We start from the raw sequence: 20,066 nt of genomic DNA, 5'->3' as shown, positions 1-20,066 counted from the left end.
TCTGGCCAAGTCCCTGAAATAAATAGGGTTTTTTGGGGCTATTAAAATTATTGGCCGTATCTAGTCGCTCAAGGTATATCTCATTGATAGAAAAGTTACGAGCAATAGCAAAACCTTATTGCGGTATGGACGGAATTTTGCGGCCTTTCTACAAGGGCTACCGGATCACTTATCCTCAGAAGAAAGAAACGCCAAGCAAATTCCGCATTTATTGCCATACTTAGTTTCACAGGCTGAAATTGGTTGAGTTTCGCGCAAGTGTGACGCCAATTGCGGTCTTAAATAAGAGGAAGTCGCGCGGGACGCATGACAAGTGCGAGTCATCGCTAGACACCTAACAGTCTCTGGATGGGCTCGCCACAGGTTCGGAAGGTATGAACGATCTGGCGCCCGGCATTATCCACAAGACAACACCGGGCCCCTGCAGTATCGCTGAGGTACCATGTCTTATTTCAACCCAGAGCAGCGTAAACACAAACCCTTACTGCCCCTGCTGATGCTCGGCAGTCTCTGCGTTTCTATCCTCTATTACGCCTTTTCTGCCAACCAGAAAACGGTGCCGGTATTACCGGAGAGTGCGGTACGCCCACATTTGGTGCACTGGCTGGAGGAAAACCCGGACGCCTGGCCGGCCCAAGACCCCATCTTTAACCCCGCGGCAGTGCGCAGGATTTACCAGCGTACCAACTACCGCCTGCTCTGGTTTGATAACTACAACCTGAGTGACAGCGCCAATGATCTACTCAAGCAGCTCACTGCCGCCAGCTCCGGCAACCCCAGCAGCATGGTGGATTACCGCTACCACCTGGGCTACTTTGACCGCACCTTGCGGGACACCCCCCAGCGCTTAAAGATGGCCGCAGTGCTGGACATCCTGCTGACCGATGCCTTTGTCTCCTATGCACAGGATACCCAGCTCGACCGGATCAACCCTAAAAGTCGACCGCGCCGGGGAATTACACCGGTGCTGCGCGAGCATCAGGGGTTTCGCATGGTCGCCTATAGCAATGTCAGCAATGTGGCCTACGGCAATGCCCCACAGCAGGCATCCAGCGAGCCCAGTGGTCGCAAGTACTTCCGCGGCTATGATCGGGCGCGCATGATCGGCGGCAAAGCACGTAACCGTTACTATTCCCGCGATTACAACACCGATAACGAACGCAATCTCTCCAGATCCGCGGACACCCGCAGCCAACGCACTCGCTACAACTCCGCCAGCGACAATAGTGGCAATTCAGGTACTAGCAGGGGTGGCAGCAGGGTTTACTACAACCAGAGCCGCAACAGCAATCCGCAAGAAAGGGCCACAGTTGCCCGCTCGGATGCCCGCTCAGAAAATAGCGAGGGACCTTATTTCGAGGAAAATACCCCTTATGGCAGTGATGTCTACGCTCTGAGAAACGAGCTCGAGCGCCTGCGCAAAATCTCCGATAGTGGCCGTTGGCGCCCGATACCTCCGGGACCAGTGATGACGATGGGTGCCCGCCATCCCCATGTGTCCCGTCTGAGAGAACTATTAACGCTCTATGGGGACTACCAGAGCCGCTATAGCTATGGCGGAAGTGATCCCAATCGCTTCGATCGAGGCCTTCACGAAGCGGTGCTGCGCTTTCAAAAACGTCACGGCCTCAAACCCGATGGCATCGTGGGCCGCGGCACCCGCAAGCGGCTCAACCTCTCCCCTACAGCACGGGCAAAAATTATCGAGATGAACATCCAGCGCAGGGAAGAATTACCTGCCAATCTCGGCGATCGCTTTATCCAGGTCAACATCCCCGCGTACCGTCTCCAGTATGTGGAGAACAACCGGGTGAAACTGGCTATGAATGTGGTCGTAGGCAAGAAGAAGCACGCCACTCCAGAAATCACCACCCGTGTCAGCAGGGTGATTTTCAATCCCACCTGGACAGTGCCTCGCAGCATCCTGGTCAATGAACTCTTGCCTAAGGCCCGCAAAGACCCCTCGGGCATGGAAAAAATGGGTTACCGGGTTGTCGGCGGCAGAGGGGAATACCTACCGCTGACTCCCAGCAATCTGTCAGCCGCCGGTGCGGGCTCCTACTTATTACGCCAGATGGGCGGTGAGGAGAACATCCTGGGGCGCGTGAAATTCGAGATCCCCAACAAGCACGATGTCTACCTGCATGACACTCGCGCCCGTACCCTCTTTTCTCTGACCGACCGGGATTACAGCCACGGCTGCATCCGCCTGGAAAAACCCCGCCACCTGGCGGAAGCCCTCCTGCGCCCGCAGGGGAACTGGGACCAGTGGCGCATAGACCAGCTCACGGTTGGGGAAAAGACCACCGCGGTCGACTTGCTCCGCCTGGTCAAGGTCTATATCACCTACTGGACCGCCTGGGTGGACGGGCAGGGCCGGCTGAATTTCCGGCCGGATATCTATGGCAAGGATGGATTAAGCGACAATCAATTTTGAGTTTGCCGGGGCGGCCCTCAAGGCCGCCCTTAGTCTCCAGTAACTACTCCCTAATAGTCTTTTTCTCTCTGCGTATAGCCGCAAACCATTCCTCAATATTATTAAGGGCCCGCCAGTCACAAGTTACCAATGTGAGCAGTGCGATCAATCTCTTTGGTCCGACTTCGCTTACTGGGGTGACTTATGGGTGCTGGCAATCGTTCCTTCTCGCTGAATAAATCAATCCAGGGTGGCACCATGGCTTTGATGCTGGCCATAGCGCTGGGCATCGACAGCCCTCCAGTCTCGGCGAACACAAAGACCAACCTGGATCTACCGGTGCCGGGAAGGGACCCTTTCTCCCCCTATGGCCGGCAGTACACACTTCTCAGCGAGGAGCTGGCTCGCTATCGGACACTGGCCCAGAACGATCAATGGCGACCGCTAGACGCCGGGCAACCGATTACTCCGGGGAGCCGGGGGCCGCGAGTAGCCCAGTTGCGCAGCCTACTGATGCTCTACGGCGATTTCCGCCCCAGCGACTTTTCCAATAAAAACACGAAGGAGGCGCATAACGGTGATGTCTACGACAAACCTCTCCAGGAGGCGGTACGCCGCTTTCAACGCCGCCACGGCCTGAAAGGTGACGCATTGGTGGATGAACGCACCCGCAACCGGCTCAATACCAACCCGAATAAACTCGTGCGCATACTCTCCGCCAATATCGAACGCTGGGAGAGGCTCCCCAAGGATCTGGGGCCGCGCTATATCGTCGTGAATGTGCCCGAATTCAATCTGCGTCTGATTGAAGACGAGCGCGAGCAATTCCGAATGAAGGTGGTGGTGGGGAAACCCAAGCACAAGACTCCGCAGTTGACCACGCGCATGACACGTCTTGAATTCAACCCGGTGTGGCGGGTCCCCCCCAGTATCGCATTGCGCGAGTTACTGCCCAAGGGCAGTTCGGCACTGAGCGCCAAGGGTTACCGTTTAATCAACCACCGCGGTCGAGCCGTCCCCTTTACTCGCGGCAATGTCGCCGCAGTGCGCCGGGGCCAAGTGTCTCTGCAGCAAAAAGGTGGACCTGGAAACGCTCTGGGGCGGGTCAAGTTTGTGATCCCCAACCGCCACGCCATATTCCTACACGACACCAACAGCAAGCACCTGTTCAAGAAGTCCCAGCGCGCCTTCAGCCACGGCTGCATTCGCCTGGAAAAACCCCTGAAATTCGCTCGCATGATGCTCGCTCAACAGAACCGCTGGAACAATGCTCGCATTGAGCGCGCCCTCATGAGCGGCCGCACTCACGGTGTCGCGCTAAAAAATCCCCTGCCGGTATACATTGCCTATTGGACCGCCTGGGTGGATGAAAATGGCCAACTGCAGTTTCGCCCGGATATCTATAACCGCGACAACGCCAGCAATGGAGCAAACCGTGGCTAAATATGACCACTCCGCTGGGAGTTCACAATGGCTTGGTATCCTCGTCACCTAGGGCTAATCGCCCTGCTGACAGTGGCCATAACCTCTGCAGCCTCGATACATAGTGGCCAGACTTCCAGGGAAGCCGCAGCCCTGAATATCGCCCTGATGGGAGAGCAGCTGCGCAGCGAGGCCCTCCATTATCGAACCCTAGCGAAATATTGGCGCCCGGTTCCGCAAGGGGGGCCACTGCAAGCCGGGGATAGGGGCGAACGAGTACTGCAACTTCGTAAACTGCTCGAGCTCTACGGGGATTACCGCGGCCAACCCGGTCCGGTTTCCGCGCCGCAAAAGGACCCTATGCGCTTCGATAGCGCACTCCAGTCAGCGCTTGAGCGCTTCCAACGTCGCCACGGCCTCATTCCGAATGGTATTGCAGAGGGGGCGACCCTCGCAGCTCTGTCGGTTTCCCCCATCGAGAGAGCTGAGCAAATGGCGAGGAATGCACTGCGTTGGGACAAGCTCCCTCCTCTAGAGGAAGAGCGCTATGTATTGGTAAATGTGCCCGATTACCGCCTGCAGCTGGTGGAAGATGGACGTATCAAACTCGACATGAAAACCGTAGTGGGCAAAAACAGCAGCCGCACACCCAATTTACACACCCGTATCACCAGTGTGGTATTCAACCCCACCTGGACAGTGCCACGCAGTATTCTGATCACAGAACTGCTACCCAAAGCGCGACACAACCCGGCCGCCATGCACCGCCGCGGTTATCGAGTTATTCAATATCGCGGTGGCAAAACCTCTCCTATCACCGATGAGAGCCTGGAGCGGGCTGCCGGTGGCCATGCCACCCTGCGCCAGGTCAGTGGGCCGGACAATACACTCGGCAAAGTGAAATTTGTTATCCCCAACAAGCAAGCCATATTCCTGCACGACACCCAGGCACAGAGCCTTTTTACCGAGCACCACAGAGCCTTTAGCCACGGATGTGTGCGCCTACAGCAGCCCGAGGAATTAGCCTACAGCTTGCTTCAAGCCCAGGGCTGGGACAGGACCCGCATCGCCGAAGCCGCAACAGGCGCCGAACCCCTGAGAGTGTCGATTAAGCCCGCCCCAAAACTCTTTATCGTATACATGACAGCCTGGATCGACGCCGAAGGGCGCCCCCAATTCCGCCGGGATATCTACCACAAGGATCAATAGCTTCCCGCCAAGATGCCCCCAAAAAGCGCTTCAGACACCGTTTAAAACTATTCAGTCGCAAAAAAAATGTTTTTTTACGCTTTATCTATTAATGACAACGCTGTCTCTTGTTTCTAGTGCCCACTTCTCGTGACTAGCGACAAGCGTTTCGAAAGAGCTAGCCGCCAGGGAAAAATTTACCAGCCGAATTTTCAAATATTTCCTAATTAGCAGGTCACAATTTGTAACAAATGGTTATTTTTTGTACATTTTCCGCCGTACCCGGATGCGCCCACTCAAGGGCACACCGAAGAGATTTAACGACGAGGCGGAATTATGAAGAATCCATCCAGACGTCGATTCCTGGCAGTGACCTGCGCAACTGCGGCGGCGGTCAGCGCCGGGCCGACTTTCGCGAAAGTAGGTAGCTCCCGCACCCTGAAGATGCGTAACCTGCACACAGGGGAGAAGCTGGAGGCCGCCTACTGGAGCAACGGGAATTACAGCAGTGGTGGCTTGAAAAAGTTCAACAAGCTACTGCGGGACCACCGCGCCAACGAAGTGACTCGTATGGACCCGAAGCTGTTTGATATCGTGTATAAGCTGAAGGAAAAGTTCAATTACAGCGGTACCATCGAGATTATCTCCGGGTACCGATCGCCCAAGACCAATGCGAAATTACGCGCTGCTGGTCGGGGTGTTGCCAAGCGTAGTTATCATACGCGCGGTATGGCCCTGGATATCCGGATGCCCGGTGTCCCTCTGTCAAAACTAAGACAGGCGGCATTGAACCTGAAGGCGGGCGGAGTCGGTTACTATCCGAAGAGCAACTTCGTACACGTGGACACGGGTCCTGTACGTCGCTGGTAAGACTGCAGATATCTTACGAAAAACCCCGGCTTTTGCCGGGGTTTTTCGTATAAATCAGTCTTCCGTTGCCGGTAGCGAAACCGGCATCACATCCTTTTTCGATACCGGCACCTCTGTGGTACCGGTCATTAAACCCGCCATCCGCTCCAGCAATTTGCGCGCCTTCGCCAATTGCCCCAGCTCCGCCAGCTCGAACGGGTCTTCCATCTTCAAGAGCAGGGCTTCAAAGTCCGAAAAGGTCTCCTCCAGAGCATTGACCTGGTGTCGGTCGAGTAGCACTTCCGCCAAACCGCCCCCCCCGGTGGGAATCCAGTTGGACTGCAGGGTTGCCATAATTGCCAGCAGGGCCTGCTTGGAATCCGCCGCGCGACCGCTTTCCACGTCGCTCTCGGAACCCTCGGGGAGACGGCGCAAAAGCTGCTCATCGATAACCTGGGTATGCGCCGAGCGAATCTGTTGCAATCGAGCTACCGGGCCCAGGGCCAGGTACTCACGGGACAGATTGTTGGCCGAAGTGGGCCAGCGGCGCGCCAGTCCAGCCATATCCTCTTCAATACCCTTGGCGATCAAACTGGTCAGCTCACGGCGGCGGTTGGCCGCCAGGGCCTCGGGCTTCTCACCCTCACTAACCGCGACAAAGTCTTCCGCCATTCTCTCGCTAGTGGGCCCCCAGAGCATTACTTCGAGCGCATGAAAACCAGTGCTCGCCTCTTCATGTGCGGTGAGACGGTGTTGCTTGCGCAGATTTGCCAGAGTCAGCTCAATAGCGGTGTCATTGACGATGCCGCTATCGGAATAACCGGGCACGGTGTCCAGGTAACCGGGCTGGGCGGGCCAGCTATCCAGTGCCAACAGCAGTTTGCGCCCCTGACCACGCAGGTCTGAGGGAGAAAAAGCCAGCTGAATATAGGGCAGGGTTGCCGCGAACTCTCGGTGCGCATCCAGCCAGGCTAGCCTGGCCTCCTCCAATTGATCTTCATTGGGCTGTGCCAGCAGCGCTTCCACTGCCCGCTGTAGGGTTTCCACTGAAGCATGAGCATGTAACACCTGGGCCTGCCCCGCCTGCCAAATTGCCAGGGAGAGATCCGAGGCCGCCTTTTCATCAACCTGCTGAGTCGCCGGGGCCCGCTGTTCTTCCTTCAGTGGCTGGGGGGCTCTCTGTTCACAGCCATTAATGAAAATCAGTGCGCACAGCAGCAGGGCTGTGGTCATAGACCGAGGGCAATATCCTTTCACTCAATTCCTCTTTTCATCTGTTCCAAGGCCACAGTTGTCATTTGGCCAAAACCTTCATTCAACCCTGATCGCGCAAGCTGATAATCGGCCAACCTCGCGCTTGGGCCTCGGCGCGTAAGCGGGTATCGGGGTCGACCGCTACCGGGTGTTCAACCTCGGTCAGCAGTGGCAAATCGTTAATGGAGTCGCTGTAAAACCATTTCTCTCTGCCCGCGAACTCGGGGTTTTGCCCCAGCCATTGGCGCAGACGCAACACCTTGCCGGCCTGGTAACAGGGCTCTCCCACAACGCGACCAGTAAAATGGCCCTCATATTCCTCAGGCTCAGTCGCCAGTAGGGTATCCACTCCCAGGCGCGCGGCAATCGGCTCCACCACAAAGCGATTGGTGGCGGTAATAATCATGATGTGGTGGCCCTTGCGGCGGTGTTCCCCAATAAGTTCGTGTGCCGCCGGCAGCCACAACTCGCTGATCACCTCCTGCATAAACTCACTTTGCAAGTTTTCCAGCTGACCGCGGGAGATTTGCGACAGGGGCTCCAGGGCGAACTCCAGGTAGGCAAAGATATCCAACTCACCCTTCTGGTAATCCTGATAAAAGCGATCGTTGCTCAAGCGGTAGTGTTCGCTATCCACGTGCTCTCGCTCCACCAGGAATTCACCCCAGGCGTGATCGCTGTCGCCGCCAATAAGCGTGTTGTCGAGATCAAAAATTGCCAAGTGCATCGCCAACTCCCCCGTAAACTATAGATTCGCAAAGGCTATTTCACCGCCAGGGTAAAGGAACCACCGCTACAGTGGCGGTCGATTTTACCGCGCACTTGCCCACATCACACGGACTGCGTCACTGAATTGCTGTAAACCCACCTCTGTGGAACAATGCGGGACAAGTAAGTGCAGCGCACGGCAGCACACAACAGTATTGAGGACGGTATTTTGGGCGACGGCAAACCGGCACCTGCCGGGCGAAGAAACCGCCGTAGGCCTGCCAAGCAGTCAAATCGCACCGACACCCCCAGCGGCAGCAATCGCAACCGGGGACAGGGTGGCGACAACAGCAGCAATATAGACGCAGAGGGTTTCCGCCCCAATGTCGGTATCATTGTGCTGAATGCCCGCGGTCAGGCACTGTGGGCTAGGCGGGTAGGTGGCAAGGACGCCTGGCAATTTCCCCAGGGTGGTATTAATCCAGGCGAAACTCCTGAACAGGCACTATATAGGGAACTATACGAAGAAATCGGACTTACACGCGATCAGGTCAGCCTTATTGCCTGTACTCGTGGCTGGCTGCGCTATCGCCTGCCACAGCGCCTAATACGCCGGCGCTCTGAACCCCTGTGCATCGGCCAGAAACAAAAGTGGTTTTTACTAAAACTAGAGGCCGAAGAGTCCTGCATCAGCTTTGATAATGGCTATAAGCCCGAGTTTGACCACTGGCGCTGGGTGAGCTATTGGCACCCGCTCAGTAAGGTGGTGACTTTTAAACGCGAGGTTTACCGGCGCGCGTTGGCCGAGCTGGCCCAACAACAAATTCAGCTGGAGAGACGCTGGCTGCGCGATCGGGGCGAATAACCCCTAAGTGCCCGCTGCGCTCCGGTACCACCCGGCTTCAGGCTTTCCTGAGCCAGTAATATTCTCCGTTGACTGGCGAGGAAAGGCCATTGCTCGGATCTTTGCGCAGTATCGTTCAGGAAGTTAACTCCGCCAGGGACCTGCCTGCGGTGCTTGAGATCATTGTGCGACGCGTGCGCGAAGTGATGCACACACGCGTCTGCTCCGTATATCTGCGCGACAAGGAAACCGGCAATTACGTCCTGATGGCCACCGACGGCCTGCTTCCCAGCGCCGTGGGGCAAGTATCCCTGGCACCGGGAGAGGGCCTGGTAGGCAACGTAGTAACACGCGAAGAGCCTATCAACCTGGAAAAGGCCGAAGCGCACCCCGCCTTCCAATATTTTCCCTCCACTGGCGAAGAGCGCTTTAGCGCATTTCTCGGCACACCGATTATCCACCACCGCGCGGTGCTCGGTGTCTTGGTCGTCCAGCAGGAGGAGCAGCGCCGCTTTGACGAAGGGGAAGAGGCGTTTTTGGTTACCCTTTCGGCCCAGCTTGCCGGAGTCATTGCCCATGCCGAGGCCACCGGCATGCTGGCCACCATCCGCCGTCAGCGCCAGGAAACCCATTTTTCTGGTATCGCTGCGTCCCCCGGCGTTGCAATCGGACGCGCCCATATCGTGACCCCTCAGGCCAACCTGGCCACTGTGCCCTACTCCCTGTGCCTTGATATCGAGGAGGAATTAATCCTTTTCCGCCAGGCACTCACTTCCGCCAGGGAAGAGATCCGCGAGGTGGGCGAACGCCTCAAGGACGAGCTCAACCGCGAAGAGCGCGCGCTCTTCGATGCCTATATCAGCATGCTCGACGACAACTCTCTCGCCGTCGAAGTTTGCGATCGAATCCAGCAGCAGCTGAGCGCCCCCAGGGCCTGGGCCGAGGTCATGCTCGAACATGTGCGCCGCTTTGAGGCCATGTCCGATTCCTATTTCCGCGACCGCGCCGCCGATGTGCGCGACTTAGGTGCGCGAGTCCTTATGCACTTGCACCAGCAACAAAACAGCGAGCGCGACTACCCGGATAACACCATTTTGGTGGGAGAGGAACTCACCGCCGCGGTGTTGGCCGAGGTGCCGCGAGAGAAACTGATCGGGGCTGTTTCGGTAAAGGGTTCCTCCAACAGCCATATGGCCATCATCGCCCGAGCCATGGGGCTGCCGGCAATCATGGGCGTGCAGGACCTGCCCTATGAGACTATCGACGGCGTCGATATGGTGGTGGACGGCTACCGCGGTGACCTGCATATTCATCCCGGTACTGAACTTAAGCGCCGTTACGATGAGATCGTCGCAGAGGAGGAGCAACTCGCCCACAGTCTGGACCATCTGGCCGAACTGCCTGCTGAGACCGCCGATGGGCACCGTGTGCGGCTGCTGGTCAATACCGGACTGATGGCCGATGTCACTCGCTCTCTCGAGCGCGGTGCCGAAGGCGTCGGCCTATTCCGCACCGAAGTCCCCTTTCTCTTGCGCGACCGTTTTCCCTCCGAAGAGGAACAGCGGGAAATCTACCGGGAACAACTGGAAGCCTTCGCCCCCATGCCAGTCACCATGCGCACCCTCGATGTGGGCGGCGACAAGGCACTGGCGTACTTTCCCATTGAGGAGACCAACCCTTTCCTGGGCTGGCGCGGAATTCGCGTAACCCTGGACCACCCGGAAATCTTCCTGGCACAGGTGCGCGCCATGATGAAGGCCAGCCAGGGGCTCGACAACTTGCGCATCATGCTTCCAATGATCAGCGGACTGAATGAACTCGAAGCCGCACGCAAACTGATTGAGCGGGCCTACCGGGAACTCCTGGAGGAAGATTATGAAATTGAGATGCCACCGCTCGGGGTCATGGTGGAGGTACCCTCGGCCATCTACCAAATTCGCGAACTGGCCGAGCGGGCCGACTTTATCTCGGTGGGCAGCAACGACCTGACCCAGTACCTACTGGCTGTGGATCGCAATAACAGTCGCGTTGCCAATATTTACCACGCCCTGCATCCCGCAGTATTGCGAGCCCTGCAGGAGATTGTCAGTACCGCACACGCCGAGGGCACCAGAGTCGGCATCTGTGGAGAACTGGCCGGAGAGCCAGGCGGCGCCCTGCTGTTGGTGGCCATGGGCTACGACATGCTTTCAATGAACGCCACCAATCTACCGCGGGTAAAGGCAACCTTGCGTGCGGTACGCCAGGCGGACACCAAGTTACTTCTGCAACAGGTGATCCAGATGCAGTGTGCAGAAGAAATCGAACACACCGTGGGCGCGTTTCTGCATAAGATCGGCCTGAAAGGCATTCTTCACCCGGTGAGCGCCGAATAACTTCCCACCAAAAACAAAAAACCGCTGCGAATGGCAGCGGTTTTTTTACTCATCGAGCTTGAGAAATTAGTCCTCAGACTCCGAGCGATAGGTATCGGCATCCAGCATATTGTCCAGCTCGCTCACATCGCTGGGCTTAATGCGGAAGAACCAGCCATCGTCGTAAGGAGAGGAGTTTACGGTTTCTGGAGACTCTTCCAGAGTTTCATTCACCTCTACGACCTCACCGGATACCGGGGAGTAGATATCGCTGGCAGCCTTAACAGACTCAACCACACCGGCTTCGTCGCCGGCAGCCAAAGTGCTGCCTACTTCAGGCGTTTCAACATAGACCACGTCACCCAGTGCGTCCTGGGCATGGTCACTGATGCCGATAGTAACAGTGCCGTCCTCTTCCAATCGCGCCCACTCGTGGCTGGAGAGGTATTTCAATTCGTTGCGGATTTCGCTCATGCTGTGATCCCTTGATTAAGCATCTGAATATATTGTCTTAATGGCGCCTACACCTTTGGTGCGACGCTTAAATAACCGATTTGCCGTTGCGCACAAAGCAGGGCTTAACCACCTTGACCGGCTGCAGTTTCTTGCGGATTTCCACTTCGGCGGTATCGCCGACACTAGCCGGTACCCGCGCCAGGGCGATGGAGTAACCCAGGGTTGGCGAGAAGGTTCCGCTGGTGATGATACCGCGCTCGTCGCTACCGTCTACCATCACATACTGCCCGCCGCGCAGGACGCCGCGCTCCTCCAGAACCAGGCCGACCAGCTTGTGTTCGATGCCCTTGGCCTTCTCTTCTTCCAGTACCGCACGGCCGATAAAGTTGCGGCTCTCCGGCGCCCAAGCGACAGTCCAGGCCATATTGGCGATGAGAGGAGAGGTCTCCTCGTCCATTTCATGGCCGTAAAGATTCATACCCGCCTCAAGGCGCAGAGTATCGCGTGCGCCCAGGCCGCAAGGTGCAACACCGGCCTCGTCCAAAGCGCGCCAGAAACCGCTGGCGTCTTCGCCGGGCAGCATAATTTCCAGGCCGTCCTCGCCGGTGTAACCAGTGCGCGCCACAAACCATTCGCCGCGGGCCACGCTCTGGAACACTTTCAACGCATCGATCGCTGCAGTCCAGTCGATGCCCAGAACTTCTTTGGTCTTGCTGAGGGCATTGGGACCTTGAATGGCAATCATCGCCAACTGGGGGCGCTCGGTTAGAGTCACCTCAAAAGATTCCGCCTGCTTATTCATCCAGGCCAGATCTTTCTCACGGGTTGCGCAGTTCACTACTACTCGGTAACCGGGATCGCGCAGATACACGATCAGGTCGTCGATGACACCGCCCTTTTCATTCAGCATGCCGGTGTAAAGTGCCTTGCCGGGATTGCCGTCGAGCTTGGCCACATCGTTGGCCAGCAGGTAACGCAGGTAGTCGCGGGCACCCGCGCCATCGACATCGACCACGGTCATGTGGGAGACATCAAACATCCCCGCATCGGTGCGCACCTTGTTGTGCTCATCCAGCTGCGAACCATAGTGCAGCGGCATATCCCATCCACCGAAATCCACCATTTTGCCGCCCATAGCGACATGTGTGTCATACAGAGGCGTTCTGTTTCCCATTTTAAATTCTCAGTCCGTCAGGTTCCGAAGCGGCGTATTCTAGCGGCTTGGGTACAGGCCTTGCCAGCGGGCTATGCACTGCGACATATCTGCACAGAAGCCTAGCAGCCACCGGAATCAAAACCTGTGCAGCATGCCGGTGACCGTCAAAGATTCCGCCGGGGCTAGCAGCGGTATAAAAGTGCGATCCAGGAAGCGCTGAATTCATTCCTCGCGCCGCTGTCGACTTTCGCGGCCTTCCTCCCCTTCTCCAGCTTCCTCGGCATCCTGCTCCTGCTGGGCCGACTCATCCACCTTGAGCCCATGCCTCTTTGAGCGCCAGCGCCACAGGCGTTTGGCCAACTCCTGGCGATCGGGGGTTTTATCCGCTTCATCGACAATCTCCTCGCCGAGCAATGTCTCGAGAAGATCTTCCAGGGTGAGTACCCCCTCCAAGCCGCCATATTCATCCAACACCGCGCTGATCTGTACCCGACGCGACAGCATTTTCTGGAACGCCTGATAGATGGTTGCCGTCTCCGGCAACATCAGCATTTCGCGGCGAAACTCGGACAGTTTGCGATCACCCTCCCCTTTGGCGTAGGCGAGTAGAAGTTCCTGCTTGAGCACAAAACCCACCACGCAGTCCTGATCGCGGTTTTCATATACTGGGATACGGGAAAAGCGCCCCCTCTCCGCCTCTTCGTAAACCTCGGCCAGGGTGGCATCTTCAGGCAGGGAGAAAACTACGGTGCGCGGCGTCATCACCTCGCGCACCGAGTGATCGCGCAAGGTAAAAAACAGGTTGCGCAGAATGCTGGACTCACGCTGCTCCAGCTGACCTTCGGCCTCCCCGATCTCCGCCATAATCGCAAACTCATCGCGGCTGAAGCCCGTAAGGGTGGGGCCGTGCGATAAGCCCCGTGTCAGCCACTCGGACATCTTCACGAAGGGGTAGAGGAACCACACCAGTCCACGCAGCGCATAAGCGGTAAATGGAGCCAGTTGGCGCCAGTAAACCGCCCCCAGGGTTTTAGGAATAATTTCGGAGAAAACCAAAATCAACAACGTGAGGATTGCGGAGGCAATGCCCAGATACTGATTGCCGAAAACCGCTGCGGCCTGGGCACCGGCGCCAGCGGCACCAGCGGTGTGGGCAATGGTATTCAGGGTAAGAATCGCGGCCAGGGGCGCATTGATGTCCCCCTTTAGCTTTCGCAGCAGAGGTCCCGCCTTATGTCCTTCCCGCTCAAGCAGCCTCACATAGGGCGTGGTGACACTGAGAATGACCGACTCGGCAATCGAACACAAAAAGGAAAAGCCGAGAGCGATAAAAATATAGGTAATTAAGAGAAACATATGTCCCTGGTTACAGCAGAATTAGAGCTGAATTCTTGCGCACTGTCGGTGAGACAACAAGTCTAAAATCAGGTAATAATCCCAAACACAAATCTATCTAGATGCGTGAAATCTGAGCGGACACCAGTTTTATTAAGTTGCGGGAAGAGTAGGTTTTATAAGAAAAGGGTTATCTCACTTTCCCTTCACCCAATATCCGCTCTGCATAGCGTCTCACCTCCCGTGCTGGCAGGGGCCCTCCATGCCCCAGGTAAAAGGTCTCTTGCCCCTTATCGAGCAAATGTAGTAACTGCCTGGCGACTTCCACAGGGTTCTCCTCAAAAGGAGGCTGGCGCGCCCTGCCGGTCAGCATAATGCCACCGAGGAAGATTCCCGAAGCCACCAGGTCACCTACCAGTGCGCGCTTGTCGCTGAGGGTGATAGATATAGAGCCTTGGGTATGCCCCGGTGTTGAAAAAACAACACCGCTTGTTCCGAATTCAGAAAGGTCAAAAACCTCCTGGTCTTTAAGCAGAATATCCGGAGTAAATTGATCGTAGGGGCGTAGCGGCATTCCCGATTTCAGTAGCAACCGGCCAAACCAGCCGGTAGCACAATAGGTCATCGCCTTTTCCTGCTGAAAATAGGCCAGGTCTCCCCGATGGGCAAGGATTGGAGCAGCACATAATTGCTGCAGTTTTCCGGCACTGCCAGCGTGATCTGCGTGAGCATGGGTAACAACAATCAGATCAATATCTTTAAAAGAGAGCCCCAGCCGCGACAGAGATCGCCCTATTTTTTCCTCGGAGCCGGGCACCCCGGAGTCCACCAATATTTTGCTGTCTGAGCCTAAAATCAGGTGGGCATTAATCATCCCCAGGGGAAATATTGGTATTCGTACAATATCAAACTGTTCCATTGAGGCTCACCATCCTCGCCAGATCCAAGCTATCCCAGGAATGTCTGAATCATTTCGAAATGCCTAGGTTGGGGCAAATCTCCGAACGCCTCCCAGGGCACAGTACACAAGGGCAATTATCAGACCACTGAGTAGCCCGCCAATATGAGCGGCATTGGCAACCCCCACCCCAGTTAACAGCGTCACAATGCCCAGGGCACACAATAGCAGCCACACCAGGGCTACAGCGGGAATTCCCGCCGGTATATCCCGCCACAGAGGCTGAAAACGCTGTAAAACCAAAGCGAAACCCACCAGGGCATAAACGACACCGGACATGCCTCCGAAAAGCACCCCGGGCTGCCAAAAATACTGGGCCAGGTTGGAGGCGACGGCGCCGAGTAATACCAACAGAACAAATAAAACACTCCCGCTGCGAGCCTCGATGGGCCTGCCGAGAATCCAGATGCCCAGGGCATTAAACAGCGCGTGGGGCAGGGAAAAATGCACAATCGCCGGAGTGAACAATCGCCACCACTGCCCCTGCTCTAAATGCCAGGCCAGTGAGGACTGTGAAAATGGGTGCGCACCGCTCTGATCGGGATAAATCAGCAGGCCACTGCTTAAATTATTTACCTGCAGAAACCAGCCAAAAAAACACAGGGCTATCAAGAAAAGACTGATGGGAGTCTTATCCAGGGGAAAGCTCGGCAAGACAGATACTACATCGCTATTTTTTTTATCGCGATTATCTTCAGTAGCACCAGCCTGGGAGTCAGTTGCTGCCGTAGAGACCTGTGTTGCTTCACTACCGGACACTCCGTCTTCAATTCGCTGCATTTGCACTTGATCGAGATCCAGCTCTCCAGAATCCCAGCGTTGCAATAGAGGCTTAAGCATTTCCGCCAAACCTGCATCCGGGCAGAGTAATAGCTGCTGATTTTTTTCCTCGGTGATACGTAGAGGTAATTGGTAGCGCTGAATAAACCGCGCAAGCGCACCGAGATCCTTGGATAGAGGGAAGCTATAAATAGAAATCCACTGACTCAATTCTGGAAACCTTTATTACCAACCATTTCCGGTATGTACGGCGAGCTAATATTGTCAGCCTGCCAGCTGACACCTTGCGCCCTTTATTTTTATGCCCATCGGTCAATTACAAGCTGAGCGTTGGGCAATTTAAGGCAAGCACACTAAACCGCCATAGCCCGCATGATGATACGTTTCTTTAACATGGGGCTGGCGTCCACCATACTCAAGCCGGTATTGCGCAACCAGCGCCAATGCAGCTCGCCGGCACCGAACAAGGATTTGAAGGTGCTCATGGCCTTCAATGTAGCGGCATTGTCGCCACGGCGGCGGCGCTCGTAACGCGCCAAGACCGAGGCGTGTGCCGGCTCCAGGCCGCGGGACAAGGCGCGGCCTATTTCATCGGTGAGGACACGCACATCCTGGAAGCCCAGGTTAACCCCCTGCCCCGCCAGTGGGTGAATGCTGTGAGCAGCATCTCCAACCAGCACCGCGCCGGGCCCGCGATAGCGCTCTGCATGTCGCGCACGTAAGGGGAAGGAGAAACGTTCACTGACGGACTCCACTTTGCCGAGGCGACCCTCAATAGCCTTTTCAAGATTGAGGGCAAATGCCTGGTCGTCCAACATGAGCAGTTCGCTTGCGAGAGCATTATCCGCCGACCAGACCACAGCGCAGTGGTTATCATCGCCGAGGCCCGCCAGGGGCAGGAAGGCCAGGGGGCCGCTTTGCATGAACCGCTGCCAGGCAGTGTGTCGATGGGACTTCTCACTGCGGGCCACACAGACCAGGGCGGTCTGGTGATAATCGGTTTCCTGGCAACGGATACGCAAGAGATCGCGGACCTTGGAGCGGGCGCCATCTGCACCGATCAGTAGACGAGTTTGCACGATTTCTGCTTGCTCCCGCAGACCTTCGACCCCGTCGGACTGCTCACCGCGCGGCTGTAAGTGCCAGAGACCACAATCGCGCCACCAGCTTTCCAGGCGAAAACCATTAACCAACTCTACATTGGGTAGCGCCTCAAGCCGCGCGCGCAGGGCGGCGACGATAATATTGTTCTCGACAATGTGTCCTAAATTGGGTAACTGAACATCGCGGCTATTGAAGCGCACCGAGCCCGTACCATCGGCATCCCAAACCCGCATTTCCACATAGGGGCAGGCCCGTTGCGCGGAGATTTCTTCCCAGGCTCCAGCCTCTTCGAGTAGTTCACGAGACGCCTGAGTAAGTGCCACAACCCGCGGCTCATAATTATCGGACAGCTGCACTGTGCTCTCGGGAGAGGCCTCCAACAGCGCCAGGCGCATCTTCGGATGGCGCACAGCGAGTAGTGCAGCCTGAGCCATACCCACCATTCCCGCACCGACGATGGCAAAATCCAAACGGTGTCTATTCATATCTAGCCATTTCCACTGTTATGCCCAACTTAGTACCAATCCCGATAATGAAGGCCATGAAAACAAAGCACCCAACCATTTCAGGCCCAGGACTAAAGCCCAAACCCTGCGGCCTGTCCGGCAAACTGCTGTCGCAGTGGCGGTACCAGTGTAAGACCAAGCATCCCCATTTGACGCACCACTTGTTGAAAAGGGTTGGCCGAGGAAAACAATGCCGGAATCCGGTCACTGAAACCCACTGTTAACTGCTGATCGAGCCTGCGGTTTTCCCCATAGGCTGCCAGGCACTCCAACTGCCCCACGGTGCCGGACTCTACCTGCGGTCGCGCCAGTGCCTGGGCCAGGGCATAGCAATCACGCAGGGTCAGATTGAAACCCTGACCCGCCACCGGGTGCAGGAAGTGAGCGCAATTACCCAACAGTACTAGATTGCGCCGCCACTGCTCACGGGCCAGAGACAGGCTGAGCGGGTAGCCCTGTAAGGCACCCGCCCTGACAAATCGACCGGCGCGCCATCCAAATTGCTGCTGCAGTCGTTTTAAGCGCTCCTGTTCCGGCAGTGCACAGACCGCATCCGCCTCCTCTTCCGCACAGGCCCAAACCAAAGCAGCGCGGTGTACCCCCTCACGCCGGGGCAGCGGCAACAGCGCCATCGGACCCAATGGGGTGAAACGCTCATAGGCAACGCCATCGTGGTTCCGCTGTAGAGCAACAGTAGTGACCAATGCCCGCTGCTGGTAATTTACTGTGTCAATTTCCATTCCCAGCTGCTTGCACAGAGGTGAATCCACGCCATCGGCGACGACCAAAAGGCCACAGCTCAGTAACTGTTCGGAGCCGTTATCCGCGCCGGTCCAGCACAAGTGAGCGCCTTCACTATCCATGCGCACCGAAGTTACCCGGGCTGGAGAGAGAAGCCTGACCGCGGTGTCATTCAAAGCATTGTGCAGGATGGGCCCCAGAGCCGCATTTTCGATGACAGCCCCTAGCATCCCGGCAAAGCTGGCCTGCTTCTGAGCGCCAGCCGAGAGAGCGGTACCAAAGGCATGGCCCCGGTCACTCACCTGGATACGTCTTATTGGCGCGCTGTATTCCTGCAGGGCAGGCCATAAACCCAGCTGCTGGAAAAGCTGCAAGCTACCGGCAGCAATCGCGGTGGCTCGGGTATCAAAGCTGGGTAATTGCACGCTGGCAGAGGCATCGGGCAGAGATCTCTGTTCCAGCAACCGGACACTGAGGTGAGGGCAATAATGTGCCAGCATCAGTGCCAGGCTGGCCCCAGCCATGCCGCCACCAACAATAGCCACATCCACCCGCTCTAGCCGCTCACTCATAAAAGTCTCCCCCCCTACCCAGTGCCCGCAATAACTTTGCACACAGAAAAATAAAATCTCGAAATACATTAACGGGTCAGTAAATCCCGCCCGTGGCGCATGGTGTATTCAATGTCGGCCACGGTTTTTGGTGCGGCCTCAGAAAGCACTCTCACCCCATCGGCAGTAAGCGCGACATCATCCTCGATGCGAATCCCCATACCGCGAAATTCGGAAGGTATCCGCTCATCGTTTTCCGGAATATAAATACCAGGCTCTATGGTCATCACCATGCCCGCTTCCAGTTGCCGCCAGGCCCCTTGCACCCGGTAATCGCCCACATCGTGGACATCCATTCCCAGCCAGTGCCCGACGCGGTGCATATAAAAGCGTTGGTAAGCGCCTGAATCTATCAGTTCGCGCAGGTCCCCTTGTAACAACCCCAAGTCCAGTAAGCCGCGTGCGATCACTTCAACACTGGCCGCATGTGGCTGATCCCAATGGTTGCCCACACGTACCTGCTCCATCGCCGCGGCCTGCGCCGCCAGGACGATTTCATACACTGCCTTTTGCGCACCGCTAAAGCGGCCATTGACGGGGTAGGTTCGGGTGATATCGGCGACATAGCCCTGGTATTCACAACCCGCATCCACCAACACCAGGTCGCCATCACGCATCCGCGCCTTGTTGCTGCAGTAGTGCATGATAAGCGCATTGTGACCACTGCCGACGATTGTCGGGTAGGCAGTTTCCCGCGCACCAGCGTCCATAAAGCTGTGTAAGAGAGCCGCCTCCAACTGGTATTCATAGAGTCCCGGCTGGCAGCGCGCCATGGCGCAGCGATGTGCCGCAGCACTAATCTCACCGGCGCGGGCCAGCAAATCCAACTCCCGCTCGCTCTTTATCAGGCGCAGCTCGCGCAGCTGATAATCCAGGTCCACCATTTCCGGCGCGCCATTGCTGGAAGGCGCCTCCTCAATCGCCTGTAGGTAAGCCCGCAAACGTCGATCCAGATGGGCATAGCGCCCCATGGGAAAGTAAATACGTTCTCGCCCTTCCAGCAATCCGGGCAGGATATCGTCGAGATCGCCGATGGGAAAAGCATCCGAAAGACCAAATTGAGCCACGGCGCGCTCGGGCCCCAAGCGCGGTCCCTCCCAAAGCTCTTTTTCCGCATCGCGCTCGCGACAAAACAGCAGAGTGTCTCCCTGACTGCGGCCGGGTAAAAGCACCAGTAAGGATTCCGGCTCATCAAAGCCGGTTAGATAGAGAAAGTCGCTATCCTGGCGAAACGGGAAGAAGGTATCGCGGGAGCGCAGCTGCTCCCCGGCCGAGGAGATAATCGCCAGACTATTTGGGGCCAGCTCAGCCATTAAGAGGGCGCGGCGGCGGGCATACTCCGCCATGCTAATCACTGAATCTTTTTCGCGTTCGCTGTGGCTCA

General features: G+C 56.7%; 16 protein-coding genes. 6 read left to right on the top strand and 10 right to left on the bottom strand.

From position 1 onward, the window contains the following. Positions 1–442 precede the first annotated feature (442 nt). From ACXAFI_RS00815 to mepK, 4 genes are all read left to right on the top strand, one after another. Positions 443–2,437: a L,D-transpeptidase family protein gene (locus ACXAFI_RS00815; RefSeq protein ID WP_475107286.1), complete on the top strand. Its 1,995-nt coding sequence runs from the start codon at positions 443–445 to the stop codon at positions 2,435–2,437. A gap of 183 nt (positions 2,438–2,620) precedes the next feature. Beyond that, positions 2,621–3,859 (top strand): L,D-transpeptidase family protein, encoded by a 1,239-nt coding sequence (locus ACXAFI_RS00810; RefSeq protein ID WP_475107285.1) that lies wholly within the window; start codon positions 2,621–2,623, stop codon positions 3,857–3,859. Between the two features lie 27 nt (positions 3,860–3,886). After that, on the top strand, positions 3,887–5,047 hold the full coding sequence (locus ACXAFI_RS00805; RefSeq protein ID WP_475107284.1) for a L,D-transpeptidase family protein: 1,161 nt from the start codon (positions 3,887–3,889) through the stop codon (positions 5,045–5,047). A 315-nt stretch (positions 5,048–5,362) separates the two neighbouring features. Further along, positions 5,363–5,896: a peptidoglycan L,D-endopeptidase MepK gene (gene mepK, locus ACXAFI_RS00800; protein ID WP_152455340.1), complete on the top strand. Its 534-nt coding sequence runs from the start codon at positions 5,363–5,365 to the stop codon at positions 5,894–5,896. Positions 5,897–5,950: 54 nt separating this feature from the next. On the opposite strand, the gene ACXAFI_RS00795 is transcribed toward mepK, so the two are convergent. Together ACXAFI_RS00795 and ACXAFI_RS00790 are read right to left on the bottom strand one after the other, a co-directional pair. Then, positions 5,951–7,108, bottom strand: coding sequence for an imelysin family protein (locus ACXAFI_RS00795; RefSeq protein WP_475107283.1), 1,158 nt, complete (start codon positions 7,106–7,108; stop codon positions 5,951–5,953). Positions 7,109–7,190: 82 nt separating this feature from the next. Continuing rightward, on the bottom strand, positions 7,191–7,856 hold the full coding sequence (locus ACXAFI_RS00790; RefSeq protein WP_475107282.1) for a histidinol-phosphatase: 666 nt from the start codon (positions 7,854–7,856) through the stop codon (positions 7,191–7,193). A 339-nt stretch (positions 7,857–8,195) separates the two neighbouring features. On the opposite strand from ACXAFI_RS00790, the gene ACXAFI_RS00785 reads away from it, so the two are divergent. Together ACXAFI_RS00785 and ptsP are read left to right on the top strand one after the other, a co-directional pair. Then, complete coding sequence (locus tag ACXAFI_RS00785) at positions 8,196–8,702, top strand: RNA pyrophosphohydrolase (RefSeq protein ID WP_172975506.1); 507 nt, start codon at positions 8,196–8,198, stop codon at positions 8,700–8,702. Positions 8,703–8,791: 89 nt separating this feature from the next. Beyond that, positions 8,792–11,056: a phosphoenolpyruvate--protein phosphotransferase gene (gene ptsP / locus ACXAFI_RS00780; protein ID WP_444920271.1), complete on the top strand. Its 2,265-nt coding sequence runs from the start codon at positions 8,792–8,794 to the stop codon at positions 11,054–11,056. A gap of 66 nt (positions 11,057–11,122) precedes the next feature. On the opposite strand, the gene gcvH is transcribed toward ptsP, so the two are convergent. From gcvH to ACXAFI_RS00740, 8 genes are all read right to left on the bottom strand, one after another. Further along, complete coding sequence (gene gcvH, locus ACXAFI_RS00775) at positions 11,123–11,509, bottom strand: glycine cleavage system protein GcvH (RefSeq protein ID WP_152455352.1); 387 nt, start codon at positions 11,507–11,509, stop codon at positions 11,123–11,125. A 67-nt stretch (positions 11,510–11,576) separates the two neighbouring features. Beyond that, complete coding sequence (gene gcvT, locus ACXAFI_RS00770; protein WP_152455354.1) at positions 11,577–12,665, bottom strand: glycine cleavage system aminomethyltransferase GcvT; 1,089 nt, start codon at positions 12,663–12,665, stop codon at positions 11,577–11,579. A gap of 204 nt (positions 12,666–12,869) precedes the next feature. After that, positions 12,870–14,003 carry a CNNM domain-containing protein gene (locus ACXAFI_RS00765; RefSeq protein WP_475107281.1) on the bottom strand — a complete coding sequence of 378 codons (1,134 nt, stop codon included), beginning with the start codon at positions 14,001–14,003 and terminating at the stop codon, positions 12,870–12,872. Between the two features lie 169 nt (positions 14,004–14,172). Further along, complete coding sequence (locus tag ACXAFI_RS00760) at positions 14,173–14,901, bottom strand: MBL fold metallo-hydrolase (RefSeq protein WP_475107280.1); 729 nt, start codon at positions 14,899–14,901, stop codon at positions 14,173–14,175. Positions 14,902–14,964: 63 nt separating this feature from the next. Then, positions 14,965–15,930 carry a rhomboid family intramembrane serine protease gene (locus tag ACXAFI_RS00755; RefSeq protein WP_475107279.1) on the bottom strand — a complete coding sequence of 322 codons (966 nt, stop codon included), beginning with the start codon at positions 15,928–15,930 and terminating at the stop codon, positions 14,965–14,967. Between the two features lie 143 nt (positions 15,931–16,073). After that, entirely contained in the window at positions 16,074–17,309 is a 1,236-nt protein-coding gene (locus tag ACXAFI_RS00750; RefSeq protein WP_475107278.1) for a UbiH/UbiF/VisC/COQ6 family ubiquinone biosynthesis hydroxylase, read from the bottom strand. Positions 17,310–17,401: 92 nt separating this feature from the next. Continuing rightward, positions 17,402–18,643 carry an FAD-dependent monooxygenase gene (locus ACXAFI_RS00745; protein WP_475107277.1) on the bottom strand — a complete coding sequence of 414 codons (1,242 nt, stop codon included), beginning with the start codon at positions 18,641–18,643 and terminating at the stop codon, positions 17,402–17,404. Between the two features lie 68 nt (positions 18,644–18,711). After that, positions 18,712–20,028: an aminopeptidase P N-terminal domain-containing protein gene (locus tag ACXAFI_RS00740; protein WP_475107276.1), complete on the bottom strand. Its 1,317-nt coding sequence runs from the start codon at positions 20,026–20,028 to the stop codon at positions 18,712–18,714. Between the last annotated feature and the right edge of the window lie 38 nt (positions 20,029–20,066).

The sequence above is a fragment of the Microbulbifer sp. ABH2_005 genome (assembly GCF_056160005.1).
Note: the sequence above shows the minus strand (reverse complement) of the source record. Positions and strands in the feature narration are given on the sequence as shown.

Coding starts and splice junctions, on each gene's coding strand:
- ACXAFI_RS00760 (WP_475107280.1), bottom strand. CDS start 14,901: ATGGAACAGTTTGATATTGTACGAATACCAATATTTCCCCTGGGGATG.
- mepK (WP_152455340.1), top strand. CDS start 5,363: ATGAAGAATCCATCCAGACGTCGATTCCTGGCAGTGACCTGCGCAACT.
- gcvH (WP_152455352.1), bottom strand. CDS start 11,509: ATGAGCGAAATCCGCAACGAATTGAAATACCTCTCCAGCCACGAGTGG.
- ACXAFI_RS00815 (WP_475107286.1), top strand. CDS start 443: ATGTCTTATTTCAACCCAGAGCAGCGTAAACACAAACCCTTACTGCCC.
- gcvT (WP_152455354.1), bottom strand. CDS start 12,665: ATGGGAAACAGAACGCCTCTGTATGACACACATGTCGCTATGGGCGGC.
- ACXAFI_RS00790 (WP_475107282.1), bottom strand. CDS start 7,856: ATGCACTTGGCAATTTTTGATCTCGACAACACGCTTATTGGCGGCGAC.
- ACXAFI_RS00745 (WP_475107277.1), bottom strand. CDS start 18,643: ATGAGTGAGCGGCTAGAGCGGGTGGATGTGGCTATTGTTGGTGGCGGC.
- ACXAFI_RS00740 (WP_475107276.1), bottom strand. CDS start 20,028: ATGGCGGAGTATGCCCGCCGCCGCGCCCTCTTAATGGCTGAGCTGGCC.
- ACXAFI_RS00795 (WP_475107283.1), bottom strand. CDS start 7,108: ATGACCACAGCCCTGCTGCTGTGCGCACTGATTTTCATTAATGGCTGT.
- ACXAFI_RS00765 (WP_475107281.1), bottom strand. CDS start 14,003: ATGTTTCTCTTAATTACCTATATTTTTATCGCTCTCGGCTTTTCCTTT.
- ACXAFI_RS00810 (WP_475107285.1), top strand. CDS start 2,621: ATGGGTGCTGGCAATCGTTCCTTCTCGCTGAATAAATCAATCCAGGGT.
- ACXAFI_RS00750 (WP_475107278.1), bottom strand. CDS start 17,309: ATGAATAGACACCGTTTGGATTTTGCCATCGTCGGTGCGGGAATGGTG.
- ACXAFI_RS00805 (WP_475107284.1), top strand. CDS start 3,887: ATGGCTTGGTATCCTCGTCACCTAGGGCTAATCGCCCTGCTGACAGTG.